This is a genomic window from Streptomyces sp. CB02414, assembly GCF_001905385.1.
GTDB lineage: Bacteria > Actinomycetota > Actinomycetes > Streptomycetales > Streptomycetaceae > Streptomyces.
This window is the reverse complement of the sequence record NZ_LIPF01000010.1, coordinates 227,682-240,774: the sequence shown is the minus strand read 5'-3', so window position 1 is coordinate 240,774 and position 13,093 is coordinate 227,682. Positions and strand designations below refer to the sequence as shown.

Annotated in this window: 14 protein-coding genes; 8 read left to right on the top strand and 6 right to left on the bottom strand. The window is 73.5% G+C overall.

What is annotated here, in order from left to right; genetic code table 11:
• Nucleotides 1-58: 58 nt before the first annotated feature.
• From AMK11_RS30375 to AMK11_RS30355, 5 genes are all read right to left on the bottom strand, one after another.
• Complete coding sequence (locus AMK11_RS30375) at nt 59-295, bottom strand: DUF6213 family protein (protein WP_073731305.1); 237 nt, start codon at nt 293-295, stop codon at nt 59-61.
• 25 nt (nt 296-320) lie between these two features.
• Nucleotides 321-1,706: an NADP-dependent succinic semialdehyde dehydrogenase gene (locus AMK11_RS30370; RefSeq protein ID WP_073731304.1), complete on the bottom strand. Its 1,386-nt coding sequence runs from the start codon at nt 1,704-1,706 to the stop codon at nt 321-323.
• A 97-nt stretch (nt 1,707-1,803) separates the two neighbouring features.
• The gene (locus AMK11_RS30365) at nt 1,804-2,262 is read right to left on the bottom strand and encodes an NUDIX domain-containing protein (RefSeq protein ID WP_073731303.1); all 459 of its coding nucleotides are present in this window, start codon (nt 2,260-2,262) and stop codon (nt 1,804-1,806) included.
• Nucleotides 2,259-3,797 carry an ATP-dependent DNA ligase gene (locus tag AMK11_RS30360; protein ID WP_073731478.1) on the bottom strand — a complete coding sequence of 513 codons (1,539 nt, stop codon included), beginning with the start codon at nt 3,795-3,797 and terminating at the stop codon, nt 2,259-2,261. Before AMK11_RS30360 ends, AMK11_RS30365 begins: the two co-directional genes overlap by 4 nt.
• Before the next feature lie 217 nt (nt 3,798-4,014).
• Nucleotides 4,015-4,980 (bottom strand): NAD(P)/FAD-dependent oxidoreductase, encoded by a 966-nt coding sequence (locus tag AMK11_RS30355; RefSeq protein ID WP_073731477.1) that lies wholly within the window; start codon nt 4,978-4,980, stop codon nt 4,015-4,017.
• 76 nt (nt 4,981-5,056) lie between these two features.
• Here AMK11_RS30355 and AMK11_RS30350 point away from each other — a divergent pair, with 76 nt between their 5' ends.
• From AMK11_RS30350 to AMK11_RS30325, 6 genes are all read left to right on the top strand, one after another.
• On the top strand, nt 5,057-5,629 hold the full coding sequence (locus AMK11_RS30350) for a helix-turn-helix domain-containing protein (RefSeq protein WP_073731302.1): 573 nt from the start codon (nt 5,057-5,059) through the stop codon (nt 5,627-5,629).
• Between the two features lie 106 nt (nt 5,630-5,735).
• Nucleotides 5,736-6,716, top strand: a complete 981-nt coding sequence (locus AMK11_RS30345; RefSeq protein ID WP_073731301.1) for an NADPH:quinone oxidoreductase family protein — start codon at nt 5,736-5,738, stop codon at nt 6,714-6,716.
• Nucleotides 6,713-7,894, top strand: a complete 1,182-nt coding sequence (locus AMK11_RS30340; protein WP_073731300.1) for an acyl-CoA dehydrogenase family protein — start codon at nt 6,713-6,715, stop codon at nt 7,892-7,894. The genes AMK11_RS30345 and AMK11_RS30340 overlap by 4 nt, the downstream gene beginning before the upstream one ends.
• A complete protein-coding gene (locus tag AMK11_RS30335) occupies nt 7,891-8,979 on the top strand; it encodes an acyl-CoA dehydrogenase family protein (RefSeq protein ID WP_073731299.1) in 1,089 nt (362 codons plus the stop codon). The genes AMK11_RS30340 and AMK11_RS30335 overlap by 4 nt, the downstream gene beginning before the upstream one ends.
• Nucleotides 8,980-9,163: 184 nt before the next feature.
• Nucleotides 9,164-10,027 carry a phosphatidylinositol-specific phospholipase C/glycerophosphodiester phosphodiesterase family protein gene (locus AMK11_RS30330; protein WP_073731298.1) on the top strand — a complete coding sequence of 288 codons (864 nt, stop codon included), beginning with the start codon at nt 9,164-9,166 and terminating at the stop codon, nt 10,025-10,027.
• 112 nt (nt 10,028-10,139) lie between these two features.
• Nucleotides 10,140-10,334 carry a hypothetical protein gene (locus AMK11_RS30325; RefSeq protein WP_029393786.1) on the top strand — a complete coding sequence of 65 codons (195 nt, stop codon included), beginning with the start codon at nt 10,140-10,142 and terminating at the stop codon, nt 10,332-10,334.
• Between the two features lie 37 nt (nt 10,335-10,371).
• Here the strand turns inward: AMK11_RS30325 and AMK11_RS30320 are convergent, their stop codons facing one another.
• The gene (locus AMK11_RS30320; RefSeq protein ID WP_073731476.1) at nt 10,372-10,740 is read right to left on the bottom strand and encodes a DUF779 domain-containing protein; all 369 of its coding nucleotides are present in this window, start codon (nt 10,738-10,740) and stop codon (nt 10,372-10,374) included.
• A gap of 116 nt (nt 10,741-10,856) precedes the next feature.
• Here AMK11_RS30320 and AMK11_RS30315 point away from each other — a divergent pair, with 116 nt between their 5' ends.
• Together AMK11_RS30315 and AMK11_RS30310 are read left to right on the top strand one after the other, a co-directional pair.
• Nucleotides 10,857-11,330, top strand: coding sequence for a MarR family winged helix-turn-helix transcriptional regulator (locus AMK11_RS30315; protein WP_073731297.1), 474 nt, complete (start codon nt 10,857-10,859; stop codon nt 11,328-11,330).
• Between the two features lie 133 nt (nt 11,331-11,463).
• On the top strand, nt 11,464-13,056 hold the full coding sequence (locus AMK11_RS30310) for an MFS transporter (RefSeq protein WP_073731296.1): 1,593 nt from the start codon (nt 11,464-11,466) through the stop codon (nt 13,054-13,056).
• The last annotated feature ends 37 nt before the right edge of the window (nt 13,057-13,093 follow it).

Sequence of the window (13,093 nt, the reverse complement as noted above, 5' to 3'; positions counted from 1 at the left end):
CCGGGCTACTCCGTCTCGGGGAACGGGCGGGGGCGGGCAGGGACGGGCGGGTGTGGCGTCAGGTGGACTGGCCGCTGCTGTGGGCGATGCAGGCCACGTCGATCCGGTCGGCCAGCTTGGCGAGCTCGATGGTCAGGGCCGCGACCGTGTCCTCGTCCAGACTCTCCTCGCCGGCCTCCACCAGGTGCAGCCAGCGCCCACCCACCGTGCGCAGCAGCTTGCTCACGTCGGACGCGGCGACCTGGAGCGTGCCGCGGTCGTCGACGATCAGAGGCAGGGTCACTTCGCGGTTCACAAAGGGGATCGTAGTCGCGGAAGGCTCACGCTCCGTGCCACACGGTGGTGATGTTGCAGAACTCCCGGATTCCGTGCCCGGACAGCTCACGCCCGTAGCCCGACCGCTTGACCCCGCCGAACGGGAACGCCGGATGGGACGCCGTCATCCCGTTGACGTACACGCCGCCCGCCTCCAGGTCCCGTACGAAGCGGTCGACGTCGGCGTCGTCGCGGGTCCACACGTTGGAACTGAGGCCGAAGTCGGTGTCGTTGGCGATCAGCACCGCCTCGTCGAGGTCGGCCGCGCGGTACAGCGTGGCGACCGGGCCGAAGGCCTCCTCGCGGTGGATGCGCATCTCGCGGGTGACGCCGGCCAGCACGGTCGGCGGGTAGTACCAGCCGGGTCCGTCCGGGCGTTCGCCTCCGCACAGCACCTCGGCGCCGCCGCGCACCGCGTCGTCGACCAGTTCCACCAGGTCATTGACGCCCTGCTCGCTGGAGAGCGGGCCCACCTCGGTCTCCTCGTCCATGGGGTCGCCCACCTTCAGCGCCTTCATGCCCTCGGTGAAGCGGGCGACGAAGGCGTCGTACACGTCGGTGTGCACGATGAACCGCTTGGCGGCGATGCAGGACTGACCGGCGTTCTGGGTGCGCGCGGTCACCGCGACCTCGGCGGCCCGGTCGACGTCGGCGGACGGCATCACGACGAACGGGTCGCTGCCGCCCAGCTCCAGCACCGTCTTCTTGATCATCTCTCCGGCGGTGGAGGCGACCGCGCGGCCGGCCGGCTCGCTGCCGGTCAGGGTCGCGGCCCGCACGCGCTCGTCGCGCAGGACGTCGTCCACGGCCGCCGAGCCGATCAGCAGGGTCTGGAAGCAGCCCTCGGGGAAGCCCGCGCGGTGGAACAGGTCCTCCAGGTACAGGGCCGTCTGCGGCACGTTCGAGGCGTGCTTGAGGAGGCCGACGTTGCCCGCCATCAGGGCGGGGGCGGCGAACCGGACCACCTGCCAGAGCGGGAAGTTCCACGGCATCACCGCGAGCACCGGGCCGAGCGGACGGTAGCGGACCAGGGCCCGGGAGGCGCCGGAGTCCTTGACGTCGGACTCGGCGGGCTCCTCGTCGGCGAGCAGCTCCGCCGCGTGGTCGGCGTACCAGCGCATCGCCTTGGCGCACTTGGCGGCCTCCGCGCGGGCCTGCTTGACCGGCTTGCCCATCTCGGTGGTGATCACCTTGCCGATCTCGTCCTGGTCCGCCTCCAGCAGGTCGGCGGCGCGGTGCATCAGCCGGGCCCGCTCGTCGAAGGCCGTCGTCCGGTACGTGCGGAAGGTGGCCTCCGCGAGCTGGAGCCGGCGCTCGATCTCCTCCTCGCCCATGGCCTCGTACGTCCTGAGCGTCTCGCCGTTCGCCGGGTTCACCGTCGCGATGGGCATGGCCGACCTCCTGGGGTGCGCGTTCGTGCCTCGACCTTGGCGCGCGGCGGGGCAGGCCGCAACGCGGACGGGGTCCGTCGCCGCCGGTCGACTCTCCTCAGTGCGAGTGCTCAGCCAGCCGGTCGAGAAACGCGGCCTGCGCCCTGACGATCACCTCGCGCGCCCGGTCCACCGCGAACCACGCCACCCGGTCCAGCTCCGGGAACTCCGCGGTCCGGCCCGACCGCGGCGGCCACTCCATGCGGAAGGTGCCGGGGACGACCGTCGCCGGGTCGAGGTCGGCCTCGACGGCCCACGCCGTGACGACTTTCCCGCCCGCCTGCCGCACCTCGCCGAGCGGCACGGCCTCGCCCTCCGGAGGCGGCAGCCCCAGCTCCTCCTCGAACTCGCGCCGGGCCGCGTCCCAGGCGGGCTCGGCAGGGTCGTACTCGCCCTTCGGGATCGTCCACGCCCCGGCGTCGCGGCGGGTGTAGAAGGGGCCGCCCATGTGGCCGAGCAGCACTTCCGTGCCGCCGGCGCCGGGCCGGTGCAGCAGCAGGCCGGCGCTGCGCCTCACGGGGCCACCCCGGGGTGGGCGGCGAGCAGGGCGTCCACCGTGTCCGCGTCCTCGGGGCGCTTGTCCTCGCGGTAGCGGACCACGCGGGCGAAGCGGAGGGTGACGCCGGCCGGGTAGCGGGTGGAGCGCTGGAGGCCGTCGTAGGCGATCTCGACGACGAGTTCGGGGCGGACGGTCACGCCCCAGGGGTGTTCCTGGACGGTCAGCTCCTGGAGCCGTCCGGTCTGCCAGGCCAGCAGCGCGTCGGTCATGCCCTTGAAGGTCTTGCCGAGCATGGCGTAGGTGCCGTCGGCGGTGCGGGCGCCCAGGTGCAGGTTGGAGAGCTTGCCGGTGCGGCGGCCGTGGCCCCACTCGGCGGCCAGGACCACCAGGTCGAGCGTGTGGACGGGCTTCACCTTCAGCCAGGACGCGCCGCGCCGGCCCGCGCTGTAGGCGGCGTCCAGCCCTTTGACCACGACGCCCTCGTGGCCGCGCTCCAGCGTCCCGGTGAGGAACTCCTCGGCGGCCGGAACACCCTGCGGCCCCTCCACCACCGTGCGCCGCACCCGCGTCGGCTCGGGCACCAGCCGGGCCAGCTCCGCGTGCCGCTCGGTCAGCGGCAGGTCGAGCAGGTCGCGGCCGTCGACCGAGAGCGCGTCGAAGAACACGACGGAGACGGGCACCGCCCGCGCCGCCGTGGCCACGTCCGCGCGGGAACCGACCCGTCCGGCGGTCGCCTGGAAGGACCTGGGGCGTCCGTCCGCGTCGAAGGAGATCACCTCGCCGTCGAGGATGAACCGCTCGCCGGGCAGTGCGAGGGCCGCCGCTCTCACTTCGGGGAGCCGGTCGGTGATGTCATCGAGGGTGCGGGTGTACAGCCGCACCGAGCCGCCGTCGCGGTGCACCTGGACGCGGATGCCGTCCAGCTTCTCCTCGACCACGCAGGCGCCCAGCCTGCCGACCGCCTCGGCGACCGAGGAGGCGCTGTGCGCCAGCATCGGCAGCACCGGGCGGCCCACGGTGAGGGAGAACCGGTCCAGGGCGCTGGGGCCGTCGGCGAGCAGGGCCTCGGCGACCGTCTGGAGCGAACCCGCGAGCATCACGGCCCGCCGTACGTCCGCGGGGGGCGCGCCGGTCGCCGCCGCCAGGCCCTCGACGGCCGCCGCGTCCAGGGCGCCCTGCCGGACCTCGCCGGTGAGCAGGCCGATCAGGAAGCGCTGCTCGTCCTCGGTGGCCGCGCCCATCAGTTCGCCGACCTGCCGCGACCGCTCGGCCTGCGAACCGGCGCCGGACACCGCGCCGAGCAGGGTGAGCCGGGCGTCCACGTCGCGCACGGTCAGGGACGGTTCGGCGGCCGGGGCGACCGGGCGGCTCAGCACCTTCCAGCCGACGCCGATCCGGCCCTGGGGGAGCCGTCCCGCGAGATAGGGGATGACGACGGGCACGTCCGCCGCCTCGGCCTCCCGGAACAGCTCCGCGAGCAGGGCGGTCTTCCGGGACCGCGCCGAGGTGGCGGCGACCTCCCGGGACACTCGGGCCAGCCGGGCGAGCAGCATGCAGCCATGGTGCACCGGGGAGGCCGGGTTCACACCCGAGAACGCGCCTCGGGTCCGGCGGGCCTCCAGGCCCTGTCCGGCGGATCATGCCGCAGACGCGGGGTCCGGCACGACCGTCTGCGCCGATCGGTCGCCGCACTTTCCTGCGGCCTGATCCGCCGGCCGGACCCGAGAACGCACCTCGGGTCCCGCGGGCCCCGAGAACGCCCCGGGAGCCTCACTCCGCGATCGCCGCGTCCAGGTCCGACATGATCAGGTCGCCGGCGATCGCCGCCGCCGCGCGGTAGCCGCCGCTCGACGCGTGGACGACCTGCTCGGCGAAGCCCATCGCGTTGCCGGCGGTCCACACGCCGGGCACCGAGGTCCGGCCCGTCGGGTCGACGACGGGGTACGCCCCGAACGGGGTGTCCTGCAGCTCGGCGCCGAGCCGCTCCATCAGCCCGGTCTGCGGCACGGCCTTCGGGGCGACGAAGACCACCGAGCGGTCGTGCACCGTGCCGTCCGCCAGCCGTACGCCGGTGAGCCGGTCGTCCTCGATCCGCAGGCCGGCGACCTCGCCGGGCACCACCTTGACCCCGGCCGCGGCGAGCCGGCGCAGGTCGTCGTCGGACAGGTCCGCCTCGGCGACCGTGTGCAGGAAGAGCGTCACGTCGTCGGACCAGCCGGACACCATCAGGGCCTGGTGCACGCTCATCGGGCTCGTGGCCAGCACGCCGAAGCGCTCGTCGCGCACCTCCCAGCCGTGGCAGAACGGGCAGTGCAGCACGTCCCGGCCGAACCGCTCGGCGACGCCGGGCACCTCGGGCAGTTCGTCCCTGAGCCCGGTGGTGACGATCAGCCGGCGCGCCCGCACGGTCAGCCCGCCGGCCAGCGACACCGCGAAGCCGTCGCCCCGCGTCACGTCCACCGCCCGGTCGCGGACGAGCTCCACGCCGTAGCGCGCGATCTCCTCCCTGCCGAGCTCCAGGAACTCCGCCGGCGCCATCCCGTCCCGGGTCAGGAAGCCCTGCATGTGCGCCGAGGGCGTGTTGCGGGGCTCACCGGCGTCGACGACCAGGGTGCGCAGCCGGGAGCGGCCCAGGACGAGGGCGGCGGACAGTCCGGCCGCGCCACCGCCCACGACGACGACGTCGTACCGGTCGTTGTTGTTCGGGCTGTCGTTCAGGTCCTTGTTGCGGGTCACGGTGACCACCTCCACGGACAAGGTCGCCCGACAGCGCGGGATTGACAAATGAACTTGCCGGTTCTGCAATAAACACATGACTGCAGACGACGTTCTCGCCGGTGTCGGCCCCAGGCTCCGGCAGGTGCGCAAGGAGCGGGAGGTGACCCTGGCGGCGCTGTCCGAGACGACCGGCATCTCGGTGAGCACCCTGTCGCGGCTGGAGTCGGGGCTGCGCAAGCCGAGCCTCGAACTGCTGCTGCCCATCGCCCAGGCCCACCGGGTGCCGCTGGACGAGCTGGTCGGCGCGCCGCCGGTCGGCGACCCGAGGGTGCGCGCCAAGCCGATCGTGCGAGGCGGCCGCACCCACTGGCCGCTGACCCGCCAACCGGGCGGACTCCAGGCGTTCAAGGTGCTGGAGCCCCGGCGCAAGGAGGAGCCGGACCCCCGCACCCACGAGGGCTACGAGTGGCTGTACGTCCTCTCCGGCCGGCTGCGGCTGGTGCTGGGCGACCACGACGTGGTGCTGTCGGCGGGGGAGGCCGCCGAGTTCGACACCCGGGTCCCGCACTGGTTCGGGTCGACGGGGGAGGGGCCGGTCGAGTTCCTGAGCCTGTTCGGCCCGCAGGGGGAGCGGATGCACGTACGGGCGCGCCCGGCGCAGGGGTGAGGGCGGTCTCGTGACGCACGGCTGCCCGCGACCTGTTCCCTGATCAGCAAGCGACCGCTTAGTATGCGGGAGACCGGTCGGACGACGCAGTCGGTGGAGGCCCCGCATGCAGGCATGGCAGGTGCACGAGAACGGCGAGCCGGGCGAGGTGATGCGCCTCGCGGACGTGGCGCCGCCGGCCCCCGGCGAGGGCCAGGTCCTGCTGAGGGTCCGCGCCGCGAACATCAACTTCCCGGACGCGCTGATGTGCCGGGGCCAGTACCAGGTCAAGCCACCGCTGCCCTTCACGCCGGGCGTGGAGATCTGCGGCGAGACCGAGGACGGACGCCGCGTCCTCGCCAACCCCGCGCTGCCGCACGGCGGCTTCGCCGAGTACGCCCTCGCCGACGCCCGCGCCCTGCTGCCCGCGCCGGACGCCCTGGACGACGCCGAGGCCGCCGCCCTGCACATCGGCTACCAGACCGGCTGGTTCGGCCTGCACCGCAGGGCCCGGCTGGAGTCCGGCGAGACGCTGCTCGTCCACGCCGCCGCCGGAGGGGTCGGCAGCGCGGCCGTGCAGCTCGGCAAGGCCGCCGGCGCCACCGTCATCGGTGTCGTCGGCGGCCCCGGCAAGGCGGCCGTCGCCCGCGAGCTGGGCTGCGACGTGGTCGTCGACCGGCACGGCGAGGACGTCGTCGCGGCCGTCAAGGAGGCCACCGGCGGCCGGGGCGCCGACGTGATCTACGACCCCGTGGGCGGGCAGGCCTACGCCCAGTCCGCCAAGACCGTCGCCTTCGAGGGCCGGATCGTCGTCGTCGGCTTCGCGAGCGGCACGATCCCCAGCCCCGCGCTGAACCACGCCCTGGTGAAGAACTACGCGGTCCTCGGCCTGCACTGGGGCCTGTACAACACCAAGAACCCGAAGCTGGTCCGGCACTGCCACGAACAGCTCACCGAACTCGCCGCGCGGGGCGCGATCAAGCCGCTGGTCAGCGAGCGGGTGCCGCTCGCCGACGCGGCGGACGCCGTGCAGCGCGTCGCCGACGGCAGGACGACCGGCCGCGTGGCCGTCGTACCGGAGCAGCAGGAGAAGGGAGCCGTCGCATGACCGACGCAGCGGAACTGCGCCGCCGTACCCAGGAGTTGCTGGCCGCCCACCCGCCGGCGACCACCGAGCGCCTGGAATTCCTGCGGGCCCGCTTCGACGCGGGACTCGCCTGGGTGCACTACCCCGAGGGCCTCGGCGGACTCGGCGTCCCCCGCTCCCTCCAGGCCGTCGTCGACGCCGAGCTGGCGGCCGCGGGCGCACCCGACAACGACCCCCGGCGCATCGGCATCGGCCTCGGCATGGCCGCCCCGACCATCCTCCAGTACGGCACCGAGGAGCAGAAGCGCCGCCTGCTGCGCCCGCTGTGGACCGGGGAGGAGGTCTGGTGCCAGCTGTTCAGCGAGCCGGGCGCCGGGTCCGACCTCGCGGCGCTCGGCACACGGGCCGTGCCCGACGGCGAGGACTGGGTGATCAACGGGCAGAAGGTGTGGACGTCCAGCGCCCACCTCGCCCGCTGGGCCATCCTCATCGCCCGTACCGAGCCGGACCTGCCCAAGCACAAGGGCATCACCTACTTCCTGTGCGACATGACCGACCCCGGTGTCGAGGTCCGGCCGCTGCGCCAGATCACCGGCGAGGCCGAGTTCAACGAGGTCTTCCTCACCGACGTACGCATCCCCGACGCCATGCGCCTCGGTGAGCGGGGCGACGGCTGGCGGGTCGCGCAGACCACGCTCAACAACGAGCGCGTCGCCATCGGCGGCTCCGCGATTCCCCGCGAGGGCGGCATGATCGGCAAGATCGCCGCTACCTGGCGCGAACGCCCCGGACTGCGCACCCACGACCTGCACCAGCGGCTGCTCGGCCTGTGGGTCGAGGCCGAGGTCGCCCGGCTCACCGGAGTGCGGCTGCGCCAGCAGCTGGTGGCGGGACAGCCGGGTCCCGAGGGCGCCGGCATGAAGCTGAACTTCGCCCGGCTCAACCAGGAGATCAGCGGCCTGGAGGTCGAACTCCTCGGCGAGGAGGGCCTGCTGTACGACGACTGGACCCTGCGCCGCCCCGAACTGGTGGACTTCACCGGCCGCGACGCGGGCTACCGCTACCTCCGCTCCAAGGGCAACAGCATCGAGGGCGGGACCAGCGAGGTCCTGCTGAACATCGTCGCCGAGCGCGTGCTGGGCCTGCCCGCCGAGCCGCGCACCGACAAGGACGTCGCATGGAAGGACCTCGCCCGATGAGCGCACAGCCGGATCTGCTCTACTCGGAGGAGGAAGAGGCGCTGCGCGCCGCCGTCCGGGACCTGCTCACCGACCACTGCGCCCCGGCGGACGTCGTCGCCCGCACCGAGTCGGACACCCCGCACGACCTGCCGCTGTGGAAGACGCTCGCCGACTCGATGGGCCTCGCGGGCCTGCTGGTCCCCGAGACGCTGGGCGGTCAGGGCGCCACCCACCGGGAAGCGGCCGTGGTGCTGGAGGAGCTGGGCCGGGCGGTCGCCCCGGTGCCGTACCTGACCAGCGCGGTCGTCGCCACCGAGGCGCTGCTGGCCTGCGGGGCCGACGACCTCCTCACCGGACTGGCCTCCGCCACGACCGTCGCCGCACTGGCCGTCGGGCTGCACGTCGCCCCCGGCGGGGCCGTCCCGCACGTCCGCCTCGAAGACGGCACCCTGCACGGTGAGTTGACCGGCATCGCGGACGCGGCCGTCGCCGACGTACTGCTGGTGCCCGCCGACGACGGGGGCCTGTACGAGGTCCGTACCGCCGACGCAGGCGTGACCGTCACCCCGCAGGTCTCCCTGGACCTGACCCGGCCCATGGCCTCCGTGTCCCTCGACGGGGTGAACGGGCAACGGCTGGGCGAGGCCGGACCGGCCGTGCGCCGCGCCCTGCGGGCCGGTGCCGGCCTGCTCGCCTCCGAGCAACTGGGCCTGGCCGACTGGCTGCTGACCGAGACGGTCCGCTACCTCAAGGAACGCAAGCAGTTCAACCGGCAGGTCGGCGGATTCCAGGCCCTCAAGCACCGGCTCGCCCGGCTGTGGCTGGAGGTCGCGGGCCTGCGGGCCGCCGCCCGCAACGCCGCCGACGCCCTGGCGACCGGCACGGACACCGACGTGGCGGTCGCCGTGGCCCAGGCGTACGCGGCCCAGGTCGCCGTCCGCACCGCCGAGGAGGCGCTGCAACTGCACGGCGGCCTCGGCATGACGTGGGAACACCCGGTCCACCTCCACCTGAAGCGGGCCAAGGCCGACTCGATCGCGTACGGCACGGCGGGCGCCCACCGGGAGGCGCTGGCCGAGTCGGTGGACCTCCGAGCCCCCTGACGTCACACCGTTCCTCCAGGTCTTGCCCGTCCCGCCGGGGGCGGGCATTTCCGTGTCCTCCCCCGGCGGGCCGGGTGAACGACCGGCGGCGGTCCGGCCAACTCCCCGCACGGCTCTGCTCCTCACCGGCATCGGGACCCCATACTCACAGGCGTCCCGTACGGCATCTCCAGGGAGGCAGAGCATGGCCCTCACCACCCGACGCAGAGCCCTCACCACCTTCGGCGCCGCCCTCGCGGGCGTGGTCGCCGTGCCCGCCGGCACCGCGCTGGCGAGCGAAGGCAGGCACGGACCGCGCCCGTTGTGGCGCGCCCACGCCCACAACGACTACGAGCACCCCCGGCCCCTCCTCGACGCCCTCGACCACCGCTTCGGCAGCGTCGAAGCCGACATCTACCTGGTCGGCGGCCAACTCCTCGTCGCCCACGACCCCGAGGACCTCGACCCGTCCCGCACCCTGGAGTCCCTCTACCTCGACCCGCTCGCCGCCCGCGTCCGCGCGAACCACGGCCGGGTCTACCGACGGGACCGTCGCGCCCTGCAACTGCTGATCGACATCAAGACCGAGGGGGCGTCCACCTACCTCGAACTCGACCGCCACCTGCGCCGCTACCGGCGCCTGTTCACGACCTACGCCCACGGAAGGGTGTTCCCCGGCGCCGTCACCGCCGTGATCTCCGGCGACCGGGCCGCCCGCGCCCCCATGGCGGCCCAGCGCACCCGCCACGCCTTCTACGACGGCCGGCTCGCCGACCTCGGCACCTCGGCACCGGCCTCCTTCGTCCCGCTGATCAGCGACAACTGGACGCTCAACTTCACCTGGCGGGGCGTCGGCGCCTTCCCGGCGGCCGAGCGGCGCAAGCTGCGGGACATCGTCGGCGCCGCGCACTCGCGCGGGCAACGGGTGCGGTTCTGGGCCACGCCCGACCTGGCGGGCCCCGCGCGGGACGCCGTATGGGGCGAACTCCTCGCCGCCGGCGTCGACCACCTCAACACCGACGACCTCGCCGGTCTCGAAGCGTTCCTCGACGCCCACCGCGACGCGTAGGCCCCTCTGACACCACTCGTTCGGAGGACAGGTCAGCCGCCCGGACGAACCCTCCGCTACGCCACACTTGCGGCCGAACGCCGCGAAGTGGACGTGGCGGAGGAGGTTGACGATGGCCGTTTCCATCTCTGTGGTGCTGTTGCTGTCCGTCCTGGCGGTGATCTTCCTGCGCAACGGCGGGCTGAAGGTCTCGCACGCCCTGGTGTGCCTGCTGCTCGGCTTCTACCTGGCCGGCACCAGTATCGCCCCGACCATCAGCAGCGGGCTGACCGCGACCGCCGACATCGTGGGCAGCCTCAGACCGTGACGGGCGGACCGGGGCGGTGGGGCGGACCCGGGGACGGCTAAGCGTCGACGAGGCGCGACCGGATGAGGAAGCGCACCCCCTCGGGTGCCTCCAGCGAGAAGCCGCTGCCCCGGCCCGCGACGACGTCCACGATCAGTCTGGTGTGGCTCCACACCTCGTACTGGCTCCGTGACATCCAGAACCCCACCGGTTCCCCGACGCCCTCGACGTCCAGCTCGGCCAGCAGGACGTCCGCCGCGCCGGTGCGGAACTCGCCGGCCGGGTAGCACATGGGGGCGCTGCCGTCGCAGCACCCGCCGGACTGGTGGAACATCAGCGGGCCGTGCGCCTCCCGGAGCCGGCGCAACAGCGCGGCCGCCTCGGGGGTGAGCTCGACGCGGGGAGTCTCCTCGTATGTGTCGCGCATGCCCCGCATGCCAGCACAGGGAGGGTTGCGACAGGGTTGCACGCGTCCCCGGCGGGTGCGGGCCGCCCGCTTTACCTCTTTTGACATACCTATCCTGTCATAACTAATGTGCCCGGGTGACCGACTCCAGCACCCCCCGCAGGGACATCGACCGTGTGGCCTCCGGCCTCGCGGCATGCCTCCCCGCGCTGCACCGGGCGCTGGACCGACAGGTCACCGCCCGGTACCCGCACCCCAAGCCCCCGGAGGGGCAGCTCGCCCTGCTGCGGTTTGTCGCCCAGCACGAGGGCGCCACGGTGCGCGAGGCCGCCGAGGCCCTGCTGATGAAGCCGAACAACGTCAGCGCCCTGGTCTCCCAGCTCACCGAGCGGGGCGACCTGGAGCGCCGGCAGGACAGCGCCGACAAGCGGGTCGCCCACCTCCACCTCACGGCCACCGCCCCAGAGCGGGTGACCGAGGTGCGGGCACTGGAGACGGCGTTCGTCCGCCAGGCCCTGACCTCCCTCACCGAGGGCCAGCAGGGGGCGCTCGGCTCCGCCCTGGACGCCCTCGACGCGCTGACGCGGCACCTCCACCCCACCGCCCGCTGAGCGGGCCCGGACCAGGCATTCCCGCCGGCCGCGGGCACACCGTCGTGCCCGCGGCCGGCCCGCCGTGCTCCCGGACGCCGCCCCGCGCGTCCCCGCAACACCCTCCGAACCTCCCGGAAGAGAAGGCTCACCCATGTCGTCCACGTCCGTGGATCGCCCCGCCACGCCCGCCGCCGAGACCGCCCCACCGGCCTCCGGCCGCCTGCGCTCCAACCCCTGGCTGACCCTCCTAGCCGTCGCCTTCGGACTCTTCATGGTCCAGCTCGACGGCTCCGTCGTCGCCATCGCCAACCCCGCGATCGGCAGCGACCTGCACGCGTCCACCGCCGAACTGCAGTGGGTGACCAACTCCTACCTGCTCGCACTGGCCGCCACCCTGATCCTCGGCGGCAAGCTAGGCGACCGGTTCGGCCGCCGCACCTACTACCTGGTGGGCGTCGCCGGCTTCACCCTCGCGTCGATAGCCATCGGTCTGTCGGGTTCCATCGAGGGCGTCGTCGCCTTCCGCGCCCTCCAGGGCGCCTTCGGCGGGCTGCTCATGCCCAACACCCTCGGTCTGCTCCGCTCCGTGTTCCCGCCGAGGAAGTTCGGCATGGCCGTGGGTATCTGGGCCATGGTCTCCGCCGTCGCGACCGCCCTCGGCCCCATCGTCGGCGGACTCCTCGTGGAGCACGTCGACTGGGAGTCGGTCTTCTACATCAACGCCCCCATCGGCGTCGTCGCCATCGCCTTCGGCCTCCTCGTCCTGCCGGAGAGCCGCAGCGCCACCGGAAAGGAACGCTTCGACATCCCCGGCCTGGTCCTGCTCGCTCTCGGCCTGCTCGCCGTCGTCTTCGGCGTGGTCAAGGGCGAGACCTGGGGCTGGACCTCCGCCGGCACCCTCGGCTCGGTCGCGGCCGGCCTCGTACTCCTGCTCGTCTTCGGCTGGTACGAGACGCGCGTGGCGCACCCCCTGCTGCCGATGCGGCTGTTCCGCAGCCGCGCGCTGACCGTCGGCGCGATCATCACCGCGCTGAACTTCTTCGTCATGCTCGGCGTGATCTTCTTCGTCATGCTCTACCTGCAGAACGTGCGCGGCTTCACGCCGGTCGAGGCGGGCGTGCGGACCCTCCCGCTCAGCCTCGCCTCGCTGGTCGCCTCGCCGCTCGGCGCCGCTCTCACCCAGCGCTTCGGGCCCCGGCTGACCATGCCCCTGGGCATGCTGCTCCAGGCGGCCTCCTGCTTCGGCATGCTCACCTGGCAGACCGACTCCTCCTACGCCACGATGTGGCCGCCGTTCATCGCGCTCGGCCTCGGTGTCGGCATGGTGATGTCCGCCTCCTCCGACGCCATCGTCGGCAATGCCCCCGTCCGGGACGGCGGAGTCGCCGGCGGCTTGCAGGCCACCACGCTGCAGATCGGCGGCGCGCTCGGCACGTCCGTGCTGGTCTCCCTGATCAGCGGCAAGGTCGGCGCCACGCTCACCGGCGAGCTGACCGAGGCCGGTGTGCCCTCGGCGGTGGCCGACGGCATGCGGGAGGCCAAGGACGCCGTGGCGATGGGTGTCGCGCCCGTCTCCGGCGACATGCCGGCCGGCCTGCGGGCCGCCGTGGTCGAGGGCAGCGGGCAGGCCTTCATGAACGGCGTCCACGTGGCGGTGGTCGTCACCGGCGTGCTCTGCCTGCTCGGCGCGGCCCTCGCCGCGGCCGGGATCGGGCGCAGGGTGGAGCGGCCGGCGGACCACTGAGAGCGGGGACGGCGGTGCCCGCCGCGACGCGGGCGCC